Source organism: Streptomyces vulcanius, from assembly GCF_042653945.1.
Lineage (GTDB): Bacteria > Actinomycetota > Actinomycetes > Streptomycetales > Streptomycetaceae > Streptomyces > Streptomyces mangrovi.
In genome coordinates, this window is record NZ_JBHSFK010000051.1 from 1 (window position 1) to 19,649 (window position 19,649).

Annotated in this window: 17 protein-coding genes and 2 pseudogenes; 13 read left to right on the forward strand and 6 right to left on the reverse strand. The window is 70.5% G+C overall.

All coding sequences use genetic code 11. The annotated features are described in order from the left end of the window. The coding region (locus tag ACFPIH_RS47985) for an MFS transporter (RefSeq protein WP_385878994.1) at window positions 1-1,254 on the reverse strand (1,254 nt) is incomplete at its 3' end. A gap of 165 nt (window positions 1,255-1,419) precedes the next feature. Between ACFPIH_RS47985 and pepN the strand changes: the two genes are divergently transcribed. The 5 genes from pepN (at window position 1,420) to ACFPIH_RS48010 (ending at window position 8,228) form a co-directional block, all read left to right on the forward strand. Further along, window positions 1,420-3,987: an aminopeptidase N gene (pepN, locus tag ACFPIH_RS47990; protein ID WP_381173202.1), complete on the forward strand. Its 2,568-nt coding sequence runs from the start codon at window positions 1,420-1,422 to the stop codon at window positions 3,985-3,987. 229 nt (window positions 3,988-4,216) lie between these two features. Further along, entirely contained in the window at window positions 4,217-5,332 is a 1,116-nt protein-coding gene (locus ACFPIH_RS47995) for a peptidoglycan recognition protein family protein (RefSeq protein WP_381173204.1), read from the forward strand. A 296-nt stretch (window positions 5,333-5,628) separates the two neighbouring features. Further along, a complete protein-coding gene (locus tag ACFPIH_RS48000; RefSeq protein WP_381173206.1) occupies window positions 5,629-5,841 on the forward strand; it encodes a hypothetical protein in 213 nt (70 codons plus the stop codon). Beyond that, window positions 5,842-7,905, forward strand: coding sequence for a 4-alpha-glucanotransferase (malQ, locus tag ACFPIH_RS48005; RefSeq protein WP_381173209.1), 2,064 nt, complete (start codon window positions 5,842-5,844; stop codon window positions 7,903-7,905). It abuts the gene before it with no gap. A gap of 62 nt (window positions 7,906-7,967) precedes the next feature. Then, on the forward strand, window positions 7,968-8,228 hold the full coding sequence (locus tag ACFPIH_RS48010) for a hypothetical protein (protein WP_381173211.1): 261 nt from the start codon (window positions 7,968-7,970) through the stop codon (window positions 8,226-8,228). Between the two features lie 27 nt (window positions 8,229-8,255). Here the strand turns inward: ACFPIH_RS48010 and ACFPIH_RS48015 are convergent, their stop codons facing one another. Further along, window positions 8,256-9,035 (reverse strand): GntR family transcriptional regulator, encoded by a 780-nt coding sequence (locus ACFPIH_RS48015; RefSeq protein ID WP_381173213.1) that lies wholly within the window; start codon window positions 9,033-9,035, stop codon window positions 8,256-8,258. Beyond that, window positions 9,032-9,574, reverse strand: a complete 543-nt coding sequence (locus ACFPIH_RS48020) for a GntR family transcriptional regulator (protein ID WP_381173215.1) — start codon at window positions 9,572-9,574, stop codon at window positions 9,032-9,034. The genes ACFPIH_RS48015 and ACFPIH_RS48020 overlap by 4 nt, the downstream gene beginning before the upstream one ends. Before the next feature lie 106 nt (window positions 9,575-9,680). On the opposite strand from ACFPIH_RS48020, the pseudogene ACFPIH_RS48025 reads away from it, so the two are divergent. Both ACFPIH_RS48025 and ACFPIH_RS48030 read left to right on the forward strand, forming a co-directional pair. After that, window positions 9,681-10,313: pseudogene (locus ACFPIH_RS48025) on the forward strand (DUF6415 family natural product biosynthesis protein); the annotation flags it as partial. Window positions 10,314-10,471: 158 nt separating this feature from the next. Continuing rightward, entirely contained in the window at window positions 10,472-10,714 is a 243-nt protein-coding gene (locus ACFPIH_RS48030; RefSeq protein WP_381173367.1) for a hypothetical protein, read from the forward strand. Window positions 10,715-10,793: 79 nt separating this feature from the next. Here ACFPIH_RS48030 and ACFPIH_RS48035 read toward each other — a convergent pair whose 3' ends face one another. Together ACFPIH_RS48035 and ACFPIH_RS48040 are read right to left on the reverse strand one after the other, a co-directional pair. Then, complete coding sequence (locus ACFPIH_RS48035; RefSeq protein ID WP_381173217.1) at window positions 10,794-11,462, reverse strand: Type 1 glutamine amidotransferase-like domain-containing protein; 669 nt, start codon at window positions 11,460-11,462, stop codon at window positions 10,794-10,796. A gap of 223 nt (window positions 11,463-11,685) precedes the next feature. After that, window positions 11,686-12,519 carry an SDR family oxidoreductase gene (locus ACFPIH_RS48040; protein ID WP_381173219.1) on the reverse strand — a complete coding sequence of 278 codons (834 nt, stop codon included), beginning with the start codon at window positions 12,517-12,519 and terminating at the stop codon, window positions 11,686-11,688. A 154-nt stretch (window positions 12,520-12,673) separates the two neighbouring features. Here ACFPIH_RS48040 and ACFPIH_RS48045 point away from each other — a divergent pair, with 154 nt between their 5' ends. Both ACFPIH_RS48045 and ACFPIH_RS48050 read left to right on the forward strand, forming a co-directional pair. Further along, entirely contained in the window at window positions 12,674-13,216 is a 543-nt protein-coding gene (locus tag ACFPIH_RS48045; RefSeq protein WP_381173221.1) for a PadR family transcriptional regulator, read from the forward strand. Continuing rightward, a pseudogene (locus ACFPIH_RS48050) lies at window positions 13,206-13,655 on the forward strand (FtsX-like permease family protein); the annotation flags it as partial. The gene ACFPIH_RS48045 and the pseudogene ACFPIH_RS48050, both read left to right, overlap by 11 nt. 144 nt (window positions 13,656-13,799) lie before the next feature. On the opposite strand, the gene ACFPIH_RS48055 reads toward ACFPIH_RS48050, so the two are convergent. Further along, window positions 13,800-14,336, reverse strand: a complete 537-nt coding sequence (locus ACFPIH_RS48055) for an HNH endonuclease (protein ID WP_381173223.1) — start codon at window positions 14,334-14,336, stop codon at window positions 13,800-13,802. Window positions 14,337-14,657: 321 nt separating this feature from the next. On the opposite strand from ACFPIH_RS48055, the gene ACFPIH_RS48060 reads away from it, so the two are divergent. The 4 genes from ACFPIH_RS48060 (at window position 14,658) to ACFPIH_RS48075 (ending at window position 19,649) form a co-directional block, all read left to right on the forward strand. Then, complete coding sequence (locus ACFPIH_RS48060) at window positions 14,658-15,767, forward strand: mechanosensitive ion channel family protein (RefSeq protein ID WP_381173225.1); 1,110 nt, start codon at window positions 14,658-14,660, stop codon at window positions 15,765-15,767. Between the two features lie 159 nt (window positions 15,768-15,926). Further along, window positions 15,927-16,760 carry a hypothetical protein gene (locus tag ACFPIH_RS48065; RefSeq protein WP_381173227.1) on the forward strand — a complete coding sequence of 278 codons (834 nt, stop codon included), beginning with the start codon at window positions 15,927-15,929 and terminating at the stop codon, window positions 16,758-16,760. Window positions 16,761-16,976: 216 nt separating this feature from the next. Next, on the forward strand, window positions 16,977-18,188 hold the full coding sequence (locus ACFPIH_RS48070; protein WP_381173229.1) for an ROK family transcriptional regulator: 1,212 nt from the start codon (window positions 16,977-16,979) through the stop codon (window positions 18,186-18,188). A 117-nt stretch (window positions 18,189-18,305) separates the two neighbouring features. Further along, window positions 18,306-19,649 carry an ABC transporter substrate-binding protein gene (locus tag ACFPIH_RS48075; protein WP_381173231.1) on the forward strand — a complete coding sequence of 448 codons (1,344 nt, stop codon included), beginning with the start codon at window positions 18,306-18,308 and terminating at the stop codon, window positions 19,647-19,649.

Genomic DNA, 19,649 nt, shown 5'->3' on the forward strand with positions numbered 1-19,649 from the left:
GGGTGGGTGGGCAAAGGGGGGTCTGGGGGCGGAGCCCCCGGGGGGGCGCCTTCTGGACAACCGAGACGGGTGGGAGGGTGGGAAGAGCAGGGGCAGCGCCAGCAGGGCCGACGTCGCGCCGACACACAGGACCGCCGTGAGGCCCAGCGCGTCGACGGTACGCCCACCGGTGAACGCCCCGAGGGCGATCGCGGTGTTGAAGACACCGGCGAGCAACGCGGACAACGGCTCACGCGCCTGCGGCACCGCGGCCGACAGCCAGGTCTGGGCGGACACGGAGACACCGCCGTAGACCAGGCCCCAGAGGATGAGCAGGGCGGCGGAGGCACCGGCGGAAGCCCTGGCGGGCACGAGGAGGAGAACGACGGTGCCGAGCCCGGCCGCTATGACGACCAGCGTGCGCCGCGGAGACCGCGCGGCGAGGACGCCCCCGGCGAACGTACCGACGACGCCCGCGAGACCGTAGCCGAGAAGCAGCATGCCGATCTGCCCGGAGCCGAGTCCGGGCACGCGTTCCAGGACCGGCCGCACGTAGGTGTACGCCGCGAAGTGGCCGACGACCAGCACCGCCACCGCGCCCACCCCGCGCCGTACCCGGGAGTCGCCCGCGAGCCGCCGCAACTCCCCCAGCCGGACGGGCTGTTCGGCAGGGAGCGGCGGAAGGGCGAGGGCCAGTGCCAGGGCGGTCACGGCCGCCAGGACGGCGAGCGCGGCGAACGCCCACCGCCAGCCGGCGAGCGCGCCCAGGAGCGTGCCGGCCGGGATCCCGAGGACCGAGGCGACGGCGATCCCGCTGAAGACGACGGAGGTGGCCCGTCCGACCGAGGCCGCCGGAACGAGCCGTACGGCGAGCCCGGCGGCGAGCGCCCACACCCCGCCGATGCAGATCCCGACCAGCGCGCGGGCGGCGAGCAGGACCGCGATGTCGGTGGCGAGGGCGGAGAGGAGATCGGCGGCGCCGAGCAGGAGCAGTAACGCGCACAGCACCCGGCGCCGGTCGGCCCGCCGTACGGCGACCGGCAGCAGCGGCGCGGCGACGGCGGCGACCAGTCCGGGCAGGGTGAGCGTGAGCCCGGCGGTGCCCGCGGAGACGTCCAGCCCGTCGTCGAGGGGGGTGAGCAGTCCGACGGGCAGCATCTCGGTGGAGACGACGGAGAAGGTGGCACCGCCGAGAGCGAGCACGCCGGCCCAGGGCCGGGACGGTACGGAGAAGAGGTCCGGGGAGACAGCGGCGGGGGGCGAGGTGGAAGGCATGGTTCCACCATTCAGCCCCGAAGACCCGCCGTCCCACCCCCGTCCCGCAGACCGGACCGCGCGACCGCCGGGTATCCGCGCCTCCGGCCGCCAGGAACGTCGTCGCCCCACGCACCCCTCCCGTGGAAGGATGGCGCAACCCACACATAACGAGGAGATGACCGCGTGCCTGGCACAAACCTGACTCGCGAAGAGGCGCAGCAGCGGGCGAAGCTGCTCACCGTTGACTCGTACGAGATCGATCTCGACCTCTCCGGAGCGCAGGAGGGCGGCACCTACAGGTCCGTGACGACGGTGCGCTTCGATGTCGCGGAGGGCGGAGCCGAGTCGTTCATCGACCTGGTGGCGCCGGCCGTCCACGAGGTCACCCTCAACGGCGACCCGCTCGACCCGGCCGAGGTCTTCAAGGACTCCCGGATCGCGCTGCCGGGCCTGCTTCAGGGCCGTAACGTCCTGCGGGTCGTGGCGGACTGCGCGTACACCAACACGGGTGAGGGCCTGCACCGGTTCGTCGACCCGGTGGACGAACAGGCGTACCTGTACACCCAGTTCGAGGTGCCGGACGCGCGCCGGGTGTTCGCGAGCTTCGAGCAGCCGGACCTGAAGGCCGCCTTCCAGTTCACGGTGAAGGCACCGAGCGGCTGGACGGTCGTCTCCAACTCCCCGACGCCGGAGCCCAAGGACGACGTCTGGGCCTTCGAGCCGACGCCGAGGATCTCCTCGTACATCACGGCTCTCGTCGTGGGCCCGTACCACAGCGTCCACAGCGTGTACGAGAAGGACGGGCAGAGCGTCCCCCTCGGCATCTACTGCCGGCCCTCCCTCGCGGAGTTCCTCGACTCGGACGCGATCTTCGAGGTCACCCGGCAGGGCTTCGACTGGTTCCAGGAGAAGTTCGACTACGCGTACCCGTTCAAGAAGTACGACCAGCTGTTCGTGCCGGAGTTCAACGCGGGCGCGATGGAGAACGCGGGCGCGGTGACGATCCGCGACCAGTACGTGTTCCGGTCCAAGGTGACCGACGCCGCGTACGAGGTGCGTGCCGAGACGATCCTGCACGAGCTGGCCCACATGTGGTTCGGCGACCTGGTCACCATGGAGTGGTGGAACGACCTGTGGCTGAACGAGTCGTTCGCCACGTACACCTCCATCGCGTGCCAGGCGTACGCCCCGCAGTCGCGCTGGCCGCACTCGTGGACGACGTTCGCCAACTCCATGAAGACGTGGGCGTACCGGCAGGACCAGCTGCCCTCCACCCACCCGATCATGGCGGAGATCCGCGACCTCGACGACGTGCTCGTCAACTTCGACGGCATCACCTACGCCAAGGGCGCGTCCGTCCTCAAGCAGCTCGTCGCGTACGTCGGAATGGACGAGTTCTTCACGGGCGTGCAGGCGTACTTCAAGCGCCATGCCTACGGCAACACGCGTCTGTCGGACCTCCTGGGCGCGCTGGAGGAGACCTCCGGCCGCGATCTGAAGGCCTGGTCGAAGGCGTGGCTGGAGACGGCGGGCATCAACATCCTCCGCCCCGAGATCGAGACGGACGCCGACGGTGTCATCACGTCCTTCGCGATCCGCCAGGAGGCCCCCGCCCTCCCCGCCGGCGCCAAGGGCGAGCCGACCCTCCGCCCGCACCGCATCGCCGTCGGCCTGTACGACCTCGACGAGGACAGCGGCAAGCTGCTGCGCGGCGAGCGTGTGGAGCTGGACGTCGACGGCGCGCTGACCGCCGTACCGCAACTGGTCGGCAAGCGCCGTCCGGACGTCGTCCTGCTCAACGACGACGACCTCTCGTACGCGAAGGTCCGCCTCGACGAGCAGTCCCTCGCGTTCGTCACCGACCACCTCGGCGACTTCGAGTCCTCGCTCCCCCGCGCCCTGTGCTGGGCGTCGGCCTGGGACATGACCCGGGACGCCGAACTGCCCACCCGCGACTACCTGTCCCTGGTGCTGTCCGGCATCGGCAAGGAGTCCGACATCGGGGTGGTCCAGTCGCTGCACCGTCAGGTCAAGCTCGCCATCGACCTGTACGGCGCCCCGGCCACCCGTGAGGCCCTCCTCACCCGCTGGACCGACGCCACCCTGGCCCATCTGCGGTCCGCGGCCCCCGGCAGCGACCACCAGCTGGCCTGGGCCCGCGCGTTCGCCGCGACCGCCCGTACGCCGGAGCAGCTGGACCTCCTGGAGGCCCTGCTCGACAACACGCAGACCGTCGAGGGGCTCGCCGTCGACACCGAGCTGCGCTGGGCCTTCGTCCAGCGGCTCACAGCGGTCGGCCGGTTCGACGAGGCGGAGATCGCCGCCGAGTACGAGCGCGACAGGACCGCCGCCGGCGAGCGCCACGCGGCGACCGCCCGTGCCTCCCGCCCGTCGCCGGAGGCCAAGGCGGAGGCGTGGGCGTCGGTCGTCGAGGACGACAAGCTGCCCAACGCCGTCCAGGAGGCCGTCATCGGCGGCTTCGTCCAGACCGACCAGCGTGAGCTGCTGGCCCCTTACGCGGACCGGTACTTCGCCGTCGTCAAGGACATCTGGGACTCCCGTTCGCACGAGATCGCCCAGCAGATCGCCGTCGGCCTCTACCCGACGATCCACGTCTCCCGCGAGACCCTGGACAGGACGGACGCCTGGCTGTCCGCCGCCGAGCCGAACGCCTCCCTGCGCCGCCTCGTCTCCGAGTCCCGCGCGGGCGTGGAGCGCGCACTGCGGGCCCAGGCGGCCGACGCCTCGTAGTCGTCCGTACGGTGACATGGGCGCCCGGTGACACACCGGGCGCCCTTTCACGGGCAGATCTGGTGCACTCTGTGCGCGCCTTCGAGGGCAACTCCCGTCCCTGGAACGGCGTTTCACCTGGGCATGTGCTGGAGCGTGGCCGGACGGCGACGGAGGTGATCCGGACCGGAAGATCTCTTCTGGCCGAGGATGTCCGCACGACACCTCGTACGCCCCGAAGGGATCAGCCTTGCGTCAGAACAAGCGCGCCTTGACCCGCCGTACCGTCCTCGAAGCGGCCGGTCTCGCGGCCGGCGCCGCTGTCAGCGTCCCCGTCCTCGCCTCGGCCGCCCAGGCGGAGCCCTCGACACGGACACGGCGGGTTCCCCGTACCCGGGCGAAGACGTTCTCGGGTGCCGCGGCGCGGTCCGTGGAGTCGGCCTTCCCCGTCGAGTTCGTCGGGGTCACCTGGACCGGGGCGCAGCGGGGTGCCGCCATCAGACTGCTCGACCAGGACGGCAAGGCCGGCGCGTGGCAGACCCTGAAGCCGGTCTGCGCGGCCGGGGCCGACGGGGACGCCGGGGACCCTGCGAAGAGCGCGAGCGTGCTGGTGCCCGTCGGCGGGGCCTCCGGTTACGAACTCCGGATGCCGGACGGCGCGACCGACGTACGTTCCACCGCCATCGACACGGTCAACGGCCCGACCTTCGACGTCACCGTGAAGACCGACACCGCGTCGTTCCGGGGCGTCGAGTACATCACCCGGGCGGGTTGGGGCGCCGACGAGTCCCTCCGCTTCAAGGCCGACGGCACCGAGAACTCGCCGCAGACCTACTACCCGGCCCAGACCCTCACCGTGCACCACACGGCGGGCGCCAACGGCGACACCGACCCGGCCGCCACCATCCGCGCGTACTACTACCTGCACGCGATCACGAACGACTGGGGCGACATCGGCTACCACTTCCTCATCGACGAGGCGGGTCTCGTCTACGAGGGCCGCTACACGGGCACCGACGGCATCCCGGCCCACAACGCCGACGGCAAGATGGTCACCGCCTTCCACACGTCCGGCTTCAACTCGGGCAACCTCGGCATCGCGGTGCTCGGCACCTTCGAGAGCCAGGCCCCGACCGCCGCGGCCGGCGCGTCGCTGACCAGGCTTCTCGCGGCCCTGTCCGACTACCACGACCTCGACCCCAAGGCCGCCGTCACCTTCGTCAACCCCGTCAACGGCGTCACCAAGGACGTCCAGATGATCAGCGGCCACCGCGACTGGCTCGCCACCGACTGCCCCGGCACAACCCTCTACGGCAACCTCCCCGACCTCCGCAAGGCGGTAGCGACAGCCCGCTCCACCACCTGAGAGGCCCGCACACACACCAAAAGGCGCCGCCTCCGCACGCCCCGCCGCCTGGACGGAGTGCAGCGCGTCCGCGGCGCTAGTGTGGCGGGTGTGAGCAATGGCGTCAGCGTGTCGGTTTCTGTCTTCGGTGTTCTCGCCAGCCTGCTGTTCCTTTTGGTCGGGGTGCGTGAGTTCCGGCCGGGGGTGGCCGGGCTCGTCGTCCTCAGCGCTGTCTGCGCGCTCGTACGGGATGTAAGGGCTCTTCGGCGGTGAGAGACGTCTGGCCTCGCGTCCGCTGGGTAGGGCTGCGGTAGCCGATGCCGTACCCGCACAAGGAGGCCATCGTGATCGCACCGGTCCGTTCCAAACGCCCGGCGGAGCCCTTCGACCAGCTCGCGGAAGCCCCGCTGAGCTCGGAAGGCGCTTCCGCCGAACCCCCGCTGACCAGCGAACCCCCACTCCCTGATGCCGAGCCCCTGACCAGTGAACCGCCGCTCGCCGCCGCGGACCCCGACTCCACGAGGCCGTAGATGACCGAACCCCTCGGCGAGGAGCTCGCCCGGCTCGCCGCGCTGCACGGTGTCGCCGTTTCCTACCAGCCCTCCCCGGACCGCACGGTCACCGCCTCCGCCGCCGCGGTGACCGGCGTTCTGGCCGCCCTCGGTGTCGACGCCGGTACGCCGGAAGCCGTCCGGGCCGCGCTCGACGCGAGGGAGGGTGAACTGCGGGAACGGCTGCTGCCGCCGACCGTGGTCCAGTGGAGCGGCAGCCCGTGCGAGGCGCTCGCCGCGCTCCCCGAGGGGACCCGGGTGCGGGTGGAGACGGAGGAGGGGGAGGTGGGCGACGACCTCGATGAGCTTCCCTGCGGCGTTCACCAGTTGACCGTCACCGCCCCCGACGGCCGTACCGACCACGCACACCTCGTCGTAGCGCCGCCCCGGCTGCCCGCGCCGCCGACGGGACGGTCGTACGGGATTCTCGTCCAGCTGTACTCACTCCTCTCCCGGCGTTCCTGGGGGATGGGTGATCTCGGGGATCTGGCGGAGCTCTCGGGGTGGGCGGGGCGGACGCTCGGGGTCGGGTTCGTGCAGGTCAACCCGTTGCATGCGGGTGTTCCCGGGGCGCCGACCGACCCCTCCCCCTACCGGCCGTCCTCGCGCCGCTTCCCCGACCCCGTGCACCTGCGGGTGGAGGACGTCCCCGAGTACGCGTACGTCGACCCCGGCTCCCTGCCGGAGCGGGCGGCGCGGCTGCGGGACGCCGTACTGGAGAAGGGGGAGCTGATCGACCGGGACGCGGTGTGGGAGCTGAAGCGGGAGGCGCTGGAGGCCATCGGGGGCGTGCCCCTCGGGCCCGGTCGCCGTGCCGCCTACTGCGACTTCCTCGCCGAGCAGGGGCAGGCGCTCGAGGACCATGCCACCTGGTGCGCGCTCGCCGAGGCGCACGGGCCGGAGTGGCAGCGGTGGCCGGCGGGGTTGACGGATCCCCGGTCGGCGGAAACCGCCCGTGCGCGACGGGAGTTGATGGACCGGGTCGACTTCCACTCCCGGCTCGCCTGGCTCACCGACACCCAGCTCACCGCCGCCCAGCGCGTCGCGCGCGAGGCGGGGATGGGGATCGGGATCGTGCACGACCTGGCCGTCGGGGTGCACCCCGGGGGCGCGGACGCGTGGGCGCAGCAGGACTTCTTCGCCGCCGGGATGTCGGTCGGCGCCCCGCCGGACGCCTTCAACGCGCGCGGCCAGGACTGGGGCCTGCCGCCCTGGCGCCCCGACCGGCTCGCCGACTCCGGCTACGCGCCGTACCGCCGGCTGCTGCGCGGTCTCTTCCGGTACGCAGGCGCCCTGCGCATCGACCATGTCATGGGCCTCTTCCGGCTCTGGTGGGTGCCGCAGGGGCAGCCGCCCACGGAGGGGACGTACGTCCGTTACGACGCGGAGGCCATGCTCGCCGTACTCGTCCTCGAGGCGTCGCGGGCGGGTTCGATCGTGATCGGCGAGGACCTCGGCACCGTGGAGCCGGGTGTGCGCGAGGCACTGCGCGAGCGCGGGGTGCTCGGCACGTCCGTCCTGTGGTTCGAACGGGACTGGGACGGTGACGGACGCCCCCTGCCTCCCGACCGCTGGCGCGCCGACTGCCTGGCCACCGCCACCACCCACGACCTGCCGTCCACCGCGGCCCGGCTCACCGGCGAACACGTCGAACTGCGTGAGCGGCTCGGCCTGCTGACCCGCCCGCTGGAGGAGGAGCGGGCCGAGGCCGCCGCCGACACGGCGGAGTGGCTGGCCCTGCTCACCCGGCTGGGGCTGCTGGCCGGCAGCGGCGGGGGCGGCGACCCGTCCTCGGAGGAGGCGCAGGTCCAGGCCGTCCACCGGTTCCTGCTGCGCACCCCCGCCCGCATGATCGGCGTCTGGCTCCCGGACGGCGTCGGCGACCGCCGCCCGCAGAACCTCCCCGGCACCTGGGACCAGTACCCGAACTGGCGCCTGCCGATCGCCGACGGGGACGGACGGCCGATGCCCCTGGAGGAACTGACGGCCTCACCGCGCCTGCACGCGCTGTTCGAGGTCCTGAGAGAGGAGGACGAGGGGTAGGGCACGCCCCCATACGGCACCCCGGGCGCGCGGCGCTTCCACGCGTTCGCTACTTTTGCACGGTGGACAAGAAGAACGCTCTGCGCGCCGGTGCCCTGGCGGCCGGTACGACGCTGATGATGCTGCTCATGTCGTCCCCGGCGCTCGCGCTGACCCGCGACGACGGCGACGACCCCGGCCCGGGCCTGAGCATCGCCGACACGCTCGGCCTCTACGTCGCGGCCCCGATCGTGATCTTCGCGGTGATCACCGGCCTGGTGATGGTCCTCGACAAGTCCAAGACGGAACACCGCGTACTCAAGCCCACCAAGCCCAAGGCCTGACGCCTTCGCCCTCCGGGCTTCGGCCGGTCAATCGGCTGTGACGTCGTACTGCACCTCATGCAGGTGACCCGCCTTGACCATGACGGTGACTTCGATCGGGAGGTCGTGGTCGCTGTACACGACGCGCAGGGTGCGGAGCACCGGAAGGTCGCTGGGGAGTTCCAGCGACTGGTACTGCTCCTGTGTGGGCACCCTGGCGGAGACCCGGTCGGTACTCAGGCGCGGCGGGAATCCGAGTTCGGTGAGGAGCGCCGGGGTACCGCCTCTGATCTTCCGTTTCTCCACGATCGCGGTGCCCCGGGCGATGGCCGGCGGGTAATAGGACTTCACCAACTCGACCGGCTCGTCGTCGACGGAGAGGACTTGGTGGCGCAGGACTGCCGTGTCGCCGTCGGAGAGGCGCAGGGCCGCCGAGACGTCTGCGGGCGGCCGGACCTCCGCCACGTCCAGCAGCGTGCTGCTCGCCCGTGTTCCGAGCTTCTCGGCCTCGGTCAGCCACCGGTAGGGCTCTCCCGGGGCGGCCGGCGCCATGTAGGCGGCGGGGCGCATGGTCTGCTGACGATGTTCGCGCACGGTGACCGCTGCCCCGGCACGGCCTACGACGAGCCGCTCGTCCTTGAGGATCTGGAGCGCCTTCTGGATGGTGGCGTTGGCGGCGTCGAAGCGGACCTTGAGCTGGGCGGTGGAGGGCAGAGGGGTGCCTGGTGTCAGGTCGCCGCTCATGATCTCGTCCCGGAGGTCGGCGGCGATCCGCTCGTGGAGCGAGCGCCGGTCCAGGTGGTGCGTGTCGATAGTGGGCATGGTCATCCGATCCGGATCTCGTAGCGCAGCCGCTGTCGATGAGCCGGCATGACCATCATGTCGACCTGGATGGGCCTGTCCCTGCCGTCGAGCGTGACCCTGCTCAGTCGGAGGACCGGCTCGTCCTGGCCCATCCGCAGGGCTTCGCGCTCCTCCGCGTCGGGCATGCGCGCGGTCACGTCCTCCTGCACCTGTGCGCCGACGTGGCCTCGCTCGGCGAGGTAGGTCACGGCGCCGCCGGGGATCTTTCCCTTCTCGGCGAGTCGGGTGCCGCGTGCGATGGGCACCGGGTAGTAGGTGTCCGTCAACTCGCAGGGCTCACCGTCGAGTTCGATGATCCTGCGGCGTACGACGACCGGGTCTCCCGGGGGCAGGCCGAGCAGGGTGGCAACCTCGTCCGGAGCGGGCACCTCGCCGGCGTAAGCGATGCGCTGACCGCCCTTCCCACCGCGGGCGGCGGCCTCCGCTCCCCAGGCGTCTGGCTGACCCTGCTTCTGCGGCGTCAGGTACGGCATCGAGGTACTGACCCACGTGCTGTCGCTCACGGTGTCCTCCTGCGTGGGGTTCCGACCTTGCCGCTTTACACGTTAAGCGACTCGCTCCCAAGCCCTGCCGCCGTTGCAACGCCGGTTCCCTCGGGCTCGCAGCTCCGTGGGCGCCGCACGCGCCTTTGTCCTCGAAGCGCTCACGGAATGGGGTTGCGGCGACCGGCACGACGACGTGCGGCTGTGCGTCTCGGAACTCGCTACGAACGCCCTGTTGCACGGGGTCCCGCCAGGGCGCCAGTTTTGTGTGGAGCTCGACTTCGGCGGTCCGCTGATCCGTGTCGGAGTGCGGGACAGCGGGGGCGGGTGTCCGGAGCCGGCGCAGGGGAACGCCGAGGAGTGTCGCGGCAGAGGACTTCGCCTCGTGATGGCTCTCGCCGACGACTTCGGCGTGACGGTGCACGACCTGGGCAAGACCGTGTGGGCGGTGTTCAAGACCGCTTCGACTTCAACGGAGCCGGAGGAGCCGCAGCCGCTTCGGACGGAGCAGGAAGCCCTGTCGCCGGCCAAGCCCATGGTGGGTGCTGCGGCGTCCTGGCTTCTTGCCCAGGAGACGCTGCCGCGCCATCAGACCGTGAAACGCCTTGGTGAGGAGTTCAGGGACCACCTGGAGCAGGTGATCCCGCACGTCGAGCGGCTGGCGGCCGGGCGAGCCCAGGACGACCTGCGGGCTTTGGTCGCGTTGGCGGCGGTCGGCGAGGCCCGCCGTCGACTCGGCATGGCCGAGCGCCCGGGGCTGAACGGTGAAGTGGAACGTGTGAAGCAGCTGGCGCGATCCGTCATGGCGCTGCGCGATCACCGCCGAGCGAGCCATCAGCGATCCGGATCCGGCCGTACGCGACCGTGCCATCCGGGAAGCCGGGGAGATCGTCCGCGCCGCACACCACGAGGTCGCCGGTGGCTGACTGGCACTGGGAGCTCTTCCAGGACGACCTGCTGGACGGACTCCCGGATCCGGCACGCGCCGAGACGGAGCGGCTGGCCACCGAGTTCGCCGTCCGCGAGTCCATGGTCTTCCTGGAAGGCTCCTCCTATGCCGGACCAGGGCCGGGTGTGCGCACGGAGAGTCGCGGGCTGCTCATGCTCACCTATCTGACAGATGCACGCGGCGAACGGATCGTCCTGGTTCAGGTCACCTGATTCGGCTCCTGACGGCTCCGCGTCAGCGCGCCGCTGAGCGCGGCACTGCCCCGCCCGGGGCTCCCCACCACGCGTTGAGTCACGGGTGGAACCGCCACCGGCCTTCAGAAATGACATCCATCTTGTCGTCCCTGACGCGAATGGCCGTCTCGTCGTCGATGAAGTAGATCGGGAAGTCCGCCCGCGAGGCAATGCGATCAGCCCAGGAGTCGTCCCGCTCGGGAAAATTCGGCGAGTACAGGTGGGGCTTGAGATACCAGTCGAAGAGGCCGAACGGCGGCTCCACGGTCGTCGCGCCGAGCACGTGGAGGTCCCTGGTGTCCCCGATGACGTCGGCGGAGTGCTCGGTGAGGTTCCGGCTGAAGATCATTGATCCGGCGCTCACCCCCACATAGACCCGGCTCGCCAGCGCCTCCAGGAAACCGTCGGCCAGGTCGTTGCCGGTGACGCTGCGCGCAAGGTGGTAGTGACTGCCGCCCGCGACATAGATGACGTCGGCGTGGAGCAGCCGGTCGAGCACCATCCGCCGGGGAAGACCGTTCAGCTCCAGGACGTCGAACTCCCGCCAGCCGAGGCCGTGCAGTCGGTTCATGTCCGCGACGAACCACCCGTGATCCCCGGGCTCGGCAACCGACGCCGTGGGAACGTACACGACGTTCGCCGACCCGAACGGCTTTCCCAGCATGTCCCGCAGCGCATCCCGCAATGTCTCGTTGCGCAGGCCACTCGCCGTCAACAGAAGCTCCATCGGACGAGCCAACCACGGCCGACGGGCGCGTGCAACGAACCCAGGACCACCACCACCGTCATGGCACTGCCGCATCAGGAACCGGCTCTGACCGGGGCGCGAAACGGAGTGGGCACAGTGGGCGCCGACTGTTCCGCACGCGTGGCCACGACGGTCGTACCGATCCGGATGTTCTACCGGCGGCGGGGCGTGGTCGTGAAGATCGAGCTGAAACGCCGGGAGTTCAGCGGAACGCGTCCGCGTTCTCCGCGCCCCACTGCCCGAAGGTCCGTGCAGCGACGCGGGTGAGCCGGGGGACGGTGTCGTGGATCGTGAGCAGTTCCTCGTTGATGTCGCCGCCGGTGATGTCGAGGACGGCGGACGCGGCCTCGTCGCCGAGGAGTGCTGCCAGGTCTCGGTGGGCCTCCGTCCGGCTGATCTCGGTGAGCGGGATGTCCCGCCCCACCGCTCTCGCGATGGCCGCGAGCTGCCGGCGGGGAGTGATCCGCTCCGGGCCGGTGAGCGCGTACGTCAGTCCTTCGTGGCCGGGTTCGGTCAGTGCCGCGCGCGCCACCGATGCGATGTCCGCCGGGTGGATGGCCGGCAGGCCGACGTCCGGGTACGGGATCCGGACCGGACGGCGCTCACGGACCGCGTCCGCCCACCACAGGGCGTTGGAGGCGAACTGTGTGGGCCGCAGGATCGTCCACGCCATGCCGCTGTCCTCGACCAGCCGTTCGACGGCCAGGTTCTCGCGGGCCGGGCCCAGATGGGGGTGGCTCTGGACGGTAATGGACGACACCAGCACCACGTGCTCCACGCCCATCCGCCGGGCGGACCGAAGGATCTCGGCATCCGGGCCCATGCGTGACAGCAGGAAGAGTGAACGCGCCCCCTGGAGTGCGGCCCCGAGCGAGGACGGCCTCGTCATGTCGCCCTCCACGGCTTCGACACCCTGGGGAAACGCAGCCCGCGCGGCATCACGGGTGAGTCCCCGGAGCGGCCCGGCACCGACCGCCAGTAACCCCTTCACCAGGGTCCTGCCTATGTTTCCGGTGGCACCGGTCACGAGGATCATGAGGGCTGTCTCCCGCCGTCAGCTGATGATCGATCGATGATCGACCCGGCTGACGCTAGAACCTCGACCGCGCTTCAGGTCAACCGAGTGTCGAGCGAGTGTCAATGAGGATCACTATTCACTCAGTACATGTATCCAGTGCATAATGATCGCCATGAGCACCCGCCACATCCTGCTGGGCCTGCTCGCCTCCGGGCCGAGCCATGGGTACGACCTCAAGCGGCGGCACGACGAACGTTTCCCGCAGGCGCGTCCGCTGGCCTATGGGCAGGTCTACACGACCCTGCAGCGCCTGGTCCGGGACGGGCTCGCGGAGGTCGACGGCACCGACGCCGACGGCGGCCCGGAGCGGACGCGGTACCGGTCGACCGGAGAGGGGGCGCTGGAGCTGGCCGAGTGGGCCGGGCAGATCGCCCCGCCCGCGCCCTTCGTGACGAACGAGATCTTCGCCAAGGTCGTCGTCTCGATCCTGGCCGGCGGTGACGCGGCGACGTACCTGCGGGCCCAGCGCACCGCGCACATGGAGCGGATGCGCGAACTCACGGCGGTCAAGACCGCCCAGGGCGCCGACCTGTCGACCGTGCTCTCGGCCGACTACGCCCTCAACCACCTCGACGCCGACCTCCGTTGGATGACCACCACGGCGGCCCGGCTCACCACCCTGACCGCGGAGGTCGACACAGGCCACCCTGCGTGAGATGGAGCGCGACGGCACCCTCGGCGCGAACCTGTCCTTCTACACCACCGGACTGGACCTCACGGCCGCCGCGATCCTGGTGGCCCTGCTGATCACCCTCGGCGGGCTCGCCGTCGGCACCGCCGAATCACTGGCCGGCCGCCGCCGGGGGCTGGCCGCGCAGACGGCGGCCGGGGTGCCACGGCGGGTGCTCGGGCGGACGCTGCTCCTGGAGACGGCGCTGCCGCTCGCGCCGGCGGTGCTGCTCGCGGGCGCCGGAGGGATGGCCGTCGGCCTCTGGTACGCCTCGCTGGCGAGCCACCGCTCCGCCGACGCCGGCACGCCGTGGCCGGCGCTGCTGGTGCCGGTCGCCGTGTACACGGCGTGTGTGCTGGCCGCGGCCACCTCGCTGCCGCTGCTGCGCCGCTCGGTCCGTCCGGCGGAGCTGCGGTACGCGTGAGTGGGGCCGGGGCCGGGGGGCGGTTCCGGGGCCGGGGGCGCAGGGGACTCCCGGGTCCGGGGCCCGGTCCGGGCACTCGTCAGAGGCCCCGTGGCGAACCGGCCTGCACAGCGGGTGCCACGGGGCATGAAGAAGCCCGGGTCGTCAGGCGGAGATGCCGTCGATCCGGGCCAAGGCGTCGTCCGCGCCGTATGGCTGCAAGTACGGCAGCCAGCGCGGGTCCCTATGGCCTGTGCCGATGATGCGCCAGGCAAGGCCAGTGGGCGGGGCGGGTTTGTGACGCAGCCGCCAGCCGATCTCGACGAGATGGCGGTCTGCTTTGACATGGTTGCAGCGACGGCACGACGCCACCACGTTGTCCCACACGTGTCGGCCCCCGCGACTGCGTGGGATGACGTGGTCGACGCTGGTTGCGACGCCACCGCAGTACATGCACCGGCCCCCGTCCCGCGCGAAGAGCGCTCGACGGGTGAGAGGAACGGGCCCCCTGTAGGGAACCCGGACGAATCGCTTGAGCCGGACCACGCTGGGTGCGGGGACTGTGACGGTTGCGCTGTGCATAAAGGCGCCTGACTCTTCCAGGGAGATCGCCTTGTTCTCCAGGACGAGGATGAGCGCGCGGCGGAGCGGTACGACGCCGAGGGGCTCGTACGACGCGTTGAGGACCAGGACATGCGGCACGGATGCCTCCTTGGGCGTCGGCGGCGCGTGGCTCGCGCCGGGACGATCTGTAGTCAGTCTCCCCTCTTGCCTGGTGGACGCGCCACCATGTCCCGGTAACGGGCTGGGAGTGTTTTCGACCACACCAGGATTCATCCCCCACGCTGTGGCCTGTTCAAGCACGGGTGAGGCCGGTCTCTCCTTCACACATCACGGCGAAGCGCTCACAATGCCCCGTTAGTGTGGTGGTGCTGCCCTTCCGGTGACCTTTTCGTGACCTTGAAGACCTGACGACCGTGACCGCCGCGCCGGAGGCAGACGTCGTGCCTGGAGGTGCCCGCCGTGTCCTTGTCCGCCGTCCTACTGGCCGCCGGTCCGTCGCCGTCGCCGACTCCCTCGGAGTCCCCGACCGCGGTGACCGTCCCGTCCCTCCAGGACGCCCAGGAGAGCGCGACCAACGCGGCCAGCTGGGTCGAGCAGAACTGGTCGACGTGGCTCGCGATCAGTCTGCGGGTCCTGCTGATCCTCGTCATCGCGGCGGTGCTGAGAAAGTTCGTGCTGCGGGCGATCACCAAGCTCATCGACCGCATGAACCACACCGTCGAGTCGGCCGACGGGACGACGCTGGGCGGGCTGCTGGTCAACAACGAACGCCGCCGTCAGCGCTCCCAGGCGATCGGCTCGGTGCTGCGCTCGGTGGCGAGTTTCCTGATCCTCGGCACGGGCGCGCTGATGGTCCTGTCCACCTTCGAGATCAACCTCGCCCCGCTGCTGGCCTCCGCCGGCGTCGCGGGCGTCGCGATCGGTTTCGGCGCGCGCAACCTGGTCACGGACTTCCTGTCCGGCGTCTTCATGATCCTCGAGGACCAGTACGGCGTCGGTGACCAGATCGACGCGGGCGTCGCCAGCGGTGAGGTCATCGAGGTCGGGCTGCGCGTGACCAAGCTGCGCGGCGACAACGGCGAGATCTGGTACGTCCGCAACGGCGAGGTCAAGCGGATCGGCAACCTCTCGCAGGGCTGGGCGACGGCCGGTGTCGACGTCACCGTCAAGTCGTCCGAGGACCTCGACCGGGTCAAGGCCACGCTGGACGCGGTCGCCGAGAAGATGAGCAAGGAGGAACCCTGGAACGAGCTCCTGTGGAGCCCGATCGAGGTGCTCGGCCTGGACAGCGTCCTGCTCGACTCGATGGTCGTGCGCGTCTCCGCGAAGACCATGCCCGGGAAGTCCCTCTCCGTCGAGCGGGAGCTGCGCTGGCGCGTCAAGCGGGCCTTCGACGCGGCGGACATCCGCATCGTGGGCGGCGCGACCGCCACCGAGGACGTGGAGGCGGCCGACCCGACCGCCGCGGTCGCGGCCCCCTCGGTCTTCTCCAACACGGACTCCCCGCAGGTGGCCGCGGCTTCCCCGATCGCACCGCAGCGCGTGACCCCTACGGCGGCACCGAAGTAGGCGAACGATTCAGCACACTCGTTCGAGGAAGACCTCTAAGGATCTTCACAGGCGCCCCGCCCTTCCTCCACGCCACACCACCACATATCGTCACCCCATGTATCCGGGCCCTTGTTCTGGAGCGCAAAGCCCAGGGGCCCGTTTCGAATGTGGGGATTGATGAGAAAACTCGCCATAGGCACCGCCCTGTCCGGTGCCCTGGCTCTGGGGGTACTGACCGCGCCCGCCGCGCAGGCGGCCTCGCCGAACCTGACGTTCGCGGGTGTGACGGTCAACAAGGGGAAGGCGATCGTCGTCGGGACGACCGCCGCGGTGAAGGTTCCGGTCACGTACACGCTGACCCGCCCGGCCGACCTGACGATCGACTACAAGACGAACTTCGCCGCTGTCATGCTCTACCGCGGCACGCTGAAGACCCAGGAGAACCTGGTCGAGCCGGAGACCGTGCCGACCTGCACCACCACGTCCACCACCGACACCACGGTGACCCAGTCCTGCACCGAGACGATCGTCATCGACCCGGAGGAAAGCCTCTCCGAGGCCGCCGACGCCACCACCTGGAAGGCCGCGGGCTTCTACAGCCGTATCGACCAGGACGACGACGACTCCGACGGGCACATCAGCTTCGAGCTCGGCTACGACCTGTGGGCCAACTCGGCGCGGGCGAAGGTCCAGCGCGCCTCCAAGCTGACGGTCGACGCCGCCCCGGAGCCCGTCAGGGCCGGCAAGACGCTCACCGTCAAGGGCAAGCTGACCCGCGCCGACTGGAACAGCGGCAAGTACACCGGGTACAAGGGCCAGAAGGTCGCCCTGCAGTTCAGGGCGAAGGGCACCAGCACCTACAAGAACGTCAAGGGGATCACCTCCGGCACCGGAGGCGCCCTCTCCACCACCGTCAAGGCGAGCAAGAGCGGTTACTACCGCTTCGTCTTCGCCGGCACCTCCACCACCGCCGCCAAGACGGCCGCCGGGGACTACGTCCAGGTGAAGTAACGCCCGCACAGGTAACACCCGCACCACCCGACCGCCCTCCAGGTAACGACTCCGTTGCCTCGGGGGCGGTTTCCGTTTTCTTGCCTTGACGCCCGCTTCATGCCGGGCTTACCTTCCCTTCCACCGATAGGAAACTTTCCTAACAATGACCGGAAGTGGACTGGCGTCCCACGGCGCTGAGAAGCTGGACAGCTCAGAAAGGCAGGTGTCGACCCCATGGCAGGAACCGCCGGCACGCCGGGCACCCCGCGCGTCCTGCGCGCCATGAACGACCGCGCCGCGCTGGACCTCCTGCTCACGCACGGCCCCCTTTCCCGCACCCGCATCGGCAAGCTCACCGGGCTGTCCAAGCCGACCGCCTCCCAGCTCCTCGCCCGACTGGAGGCGGCGGGGCTGGTTCTCGCCACCGGCACCACCGAGGGCCGCCCCGGCCCCAACGCCCAGCTGTACGAGGTGAACCCGGCCGCCGCGTACGCCGCGGGGCTCGACGTCACCCCCGAACGCATCCGCGCCGCCGTCGCCGACATCACCGGTCGCACGGTCGGCTCCCACGAACTGCCCACCCCCGGCAGACAGTCCGCGAAAACCGTCGTCCAGCACGTCACCGACGCCCTCGACGGCGCCGTGAAGGCCGCCGGGCTCGCCCGGGACGACGTCCACCGGCTCGTCATCGGCACCCCCGGCGCCTTCGACCCCAACACGGGCCGCCTGCGCTACGCCTCCCACCTCCCCGGCTGGCACGCGGCCGGCCTGCTCCACGAGCTCGCCGCCGCGCTGCCGATGCCGGTGGAGTACGAGAACGACGTCAACCTCGTCGCCCTCGCCGAACAGCGGCTCGGCGCGGCCCGCGACCACGCGGACTTCGTCCTGCTGTGGAACGAGGGCGGCCTCGGCGCCGCCCTGGTCCTCGGCGGCCGGCTGCACCGCGGCTGGACCGGCGGCGCGGGCGAGGTGGGTTTCCTTCCGGTTCCGGGCGTACCCCTGGTCCGGCAGGTGACGAAAGCCAACAGTGGCGGCTACCAGGAGCTGGCCGGTTCGCAGGCCATCCCCCGGCTGGCCCTGGAGATCGGCATGAGCGGCATCCCGACCGGGCCGTACGCCGAGGTCGCCGCCGCACTCGTCGAGCGGGCCGTCGCCGAGGACACCGTCCTGCACCGGCTGCTGCTCCAGACCTACGCGACCCGGCTCGCCACCGGTCTCGCCTCGCTCGTCTCCGTCCTCGACCCCGAACTCGTCGTCCTCAGCGGCGCCTCCCTGACGGCCGGCGGCGAGGTGCTGCGCGCCCTCGTCCAGGCCGAACTGGAGGAACTCGCCGCGTCCCGGCCGAAGCTGGTCGTCGGCGACGTCACCGCCCATCCCGTGCTGCGCGGCGCGCTGGAGAGCGCGCTGTCAGCCACCCGCGACGAGGTCTTCGACACCTCCCGCTGACCTACCCGCACCACCGGCCCCACCCGCACCCCGCACACCCGCACCACCGCTGTTCCCCGCACGGCCCCTCTTCCCTCACCTCACCTCATCACCCCCGCCCACCTGGGAGACCCCGTCATGCGCTCAGCCATACCCTCAGCCGCCCGAAACACGGCTTTTGCCCTGACTGCTTCCGCAGTTCTGTTCACCGCCGGCTGTACCGGCCAGGCGTCCTCCGGCGCCTCCGACGACGCGTCCAAGGACACGACCATCACCTTCTGGCACGCCTGGAGCGCGCCGAACGAGGTGAAGGGCGTGAAGGCGCTGGTCGCCGGCTTCGAGAAGGCCCACCCCAACATCCACGTGAACGTCGTCGGCAACATGACCGACGACAAGATCAACCAGGCCCTGCGCGGGGGCGGCAGCAAGGCGCCCGACGTGATCTCGTCGTTCACCACCAACAGCGTCGGCAAGTTCTGCTCCTCGGGCGCGCTGACCGACCTCAACCCGTTCTTCAAGAAGTCGGGGATCGACGCGAACAGCACCTTCCCGAAGGCGATGAACGAGTACACGCAGTACGAGCTCAACCGCTGCGCGGTACCGCTGCTGGGCGACGCCTACGGCCTCTACTACAACAAGACCGCGTTCGAGAAGGCCGGCATCGCCAGCCCGCCCAAGACCTGGTCCGAGTTCGAGGCCGACGCCAAGAAGCTGACGATCACCCAGGGCGACTCGTACAAGCAGCTCGGCTTCATGCCGAACTACCACGGCTGGGAGACCACGACCGAGCACTACATGGGTCAGTTCGGGCCGTCCTACTTCAACGCCTCCGGCAAGTCGACGATCGCCACCGACCCGGCCGTCGCCGACGCCATGACCGTCCAGAAGAAGCTCGTCGACGAACTCGGCGGCTACAAGAAGCTGGAGAAGTACCGCGCCGGCCTGGGCGACGAGTGGGGCCCCAAGCACCCCTTCCAGACCGGCCAGGTGGCCATGCAGCTGGACGGTGAGTGGCGCCTCGGAATGGCCCTGGACGCCAAGCCCGGCTTCGAGATCGGCGTCGCCCCGCTGCCCGTCGCGGACGACGAGGTGGACCAGTACGGCAAGGGCTACATCACCGGCACCATCGCCGGCATCGCCGCCACCAGCAAGAAGCAGAACGCGGCCTGGGAGTTCGTGAAGTACATCAGCACCGACACGGACGCGGTGGTGGGCTTCTCCAACGCGATCCACAACGTGCCCTCCACGCTGGCGGCCCTGAAGTCCCCGAAGCTGAAGTACGACCCGCGCTTCAAGACGTTCCTGGACATCGCCGCGAACCCGGACTCGACCACCGCCCCGTCCTCGATCAACGGCGGCGTGTACCTCACGACCATCCAGCAGGTCGGCTTCGACTACGAGAGCGGCAAGCTCACCGACCTTCAGGCCGGACTGCGGAAGGCCGCCGCGCAGATCGACACGGACATCGCGCAGGCGAAGTGA

Bases quoted from the DNA above. Each gene is read 5' to 3' on its own strand.
- ACFPIH_RS48000 (WP_381173206.1), top strand. From the start codon at position 5,629: ATGCCGTACCCGCACAAGGAGGCCATCGTGATCGCACCGGTCCGTTCC.
- malQ (WP_381173209.1), top strand. From the start codon at position 5,842: ATGACCGAACCCCTCGGCGAGGAGCTCGCCCGGCTCGCCGCGCTGCAC.
- ACFPIH_RS48015 (WP_381173213.1), bottom strand. From the start codon at position 9,035: ATGACCATGCCCACTATCGACACGCACCACCTGGACCGGCGCTCGCTC.
- ACFPIH_RS48035 (WP_381173217.1), bottom strand. From the start codon at position 11,462: ATGGAGCTTCTGTTGACGGCGAGTGGCCTGCGCAACGAGACATTGCGG.
- ACFPIH_RS48040 (WP_381173219.1), bottom strand. From the start codon at position 12,519: ATGATCCTCGTGACCGGTGCCACCGGAAACATAGGCAGGACCCTGGTG.
- ACFPIH_RS48045 (WP_381173221.1), top strand. From the start codon at position 12,674: ATGAGCACCCGCCACATCCTGCTGGGCCTGCTCGCCTCCGGGCCGAGC.
- ACFPIH_RS48065 (WP_381173227.1), top strand. From the start codon at position 15,927: ATGAGAAAACTCGCCATAGGCACCGCCCTGTCCGGTGCCCTGGCTCTG.
- ACFPIH_RS48070 (WP_381173229.1), top strand. From the start codon at position 16,977: ATGGCAGGAACCGCCGGCACGCCGGGCACCCCGCGCGTCCTGCGCGCC.
- ACFPIH_RS48075 (WP_381173231.1), top strand. From the start codon at position 18,306: ATGCGCTCAGCCATACCCTCAGCCGCCCGAAACACGGCTTTTGCCCTG.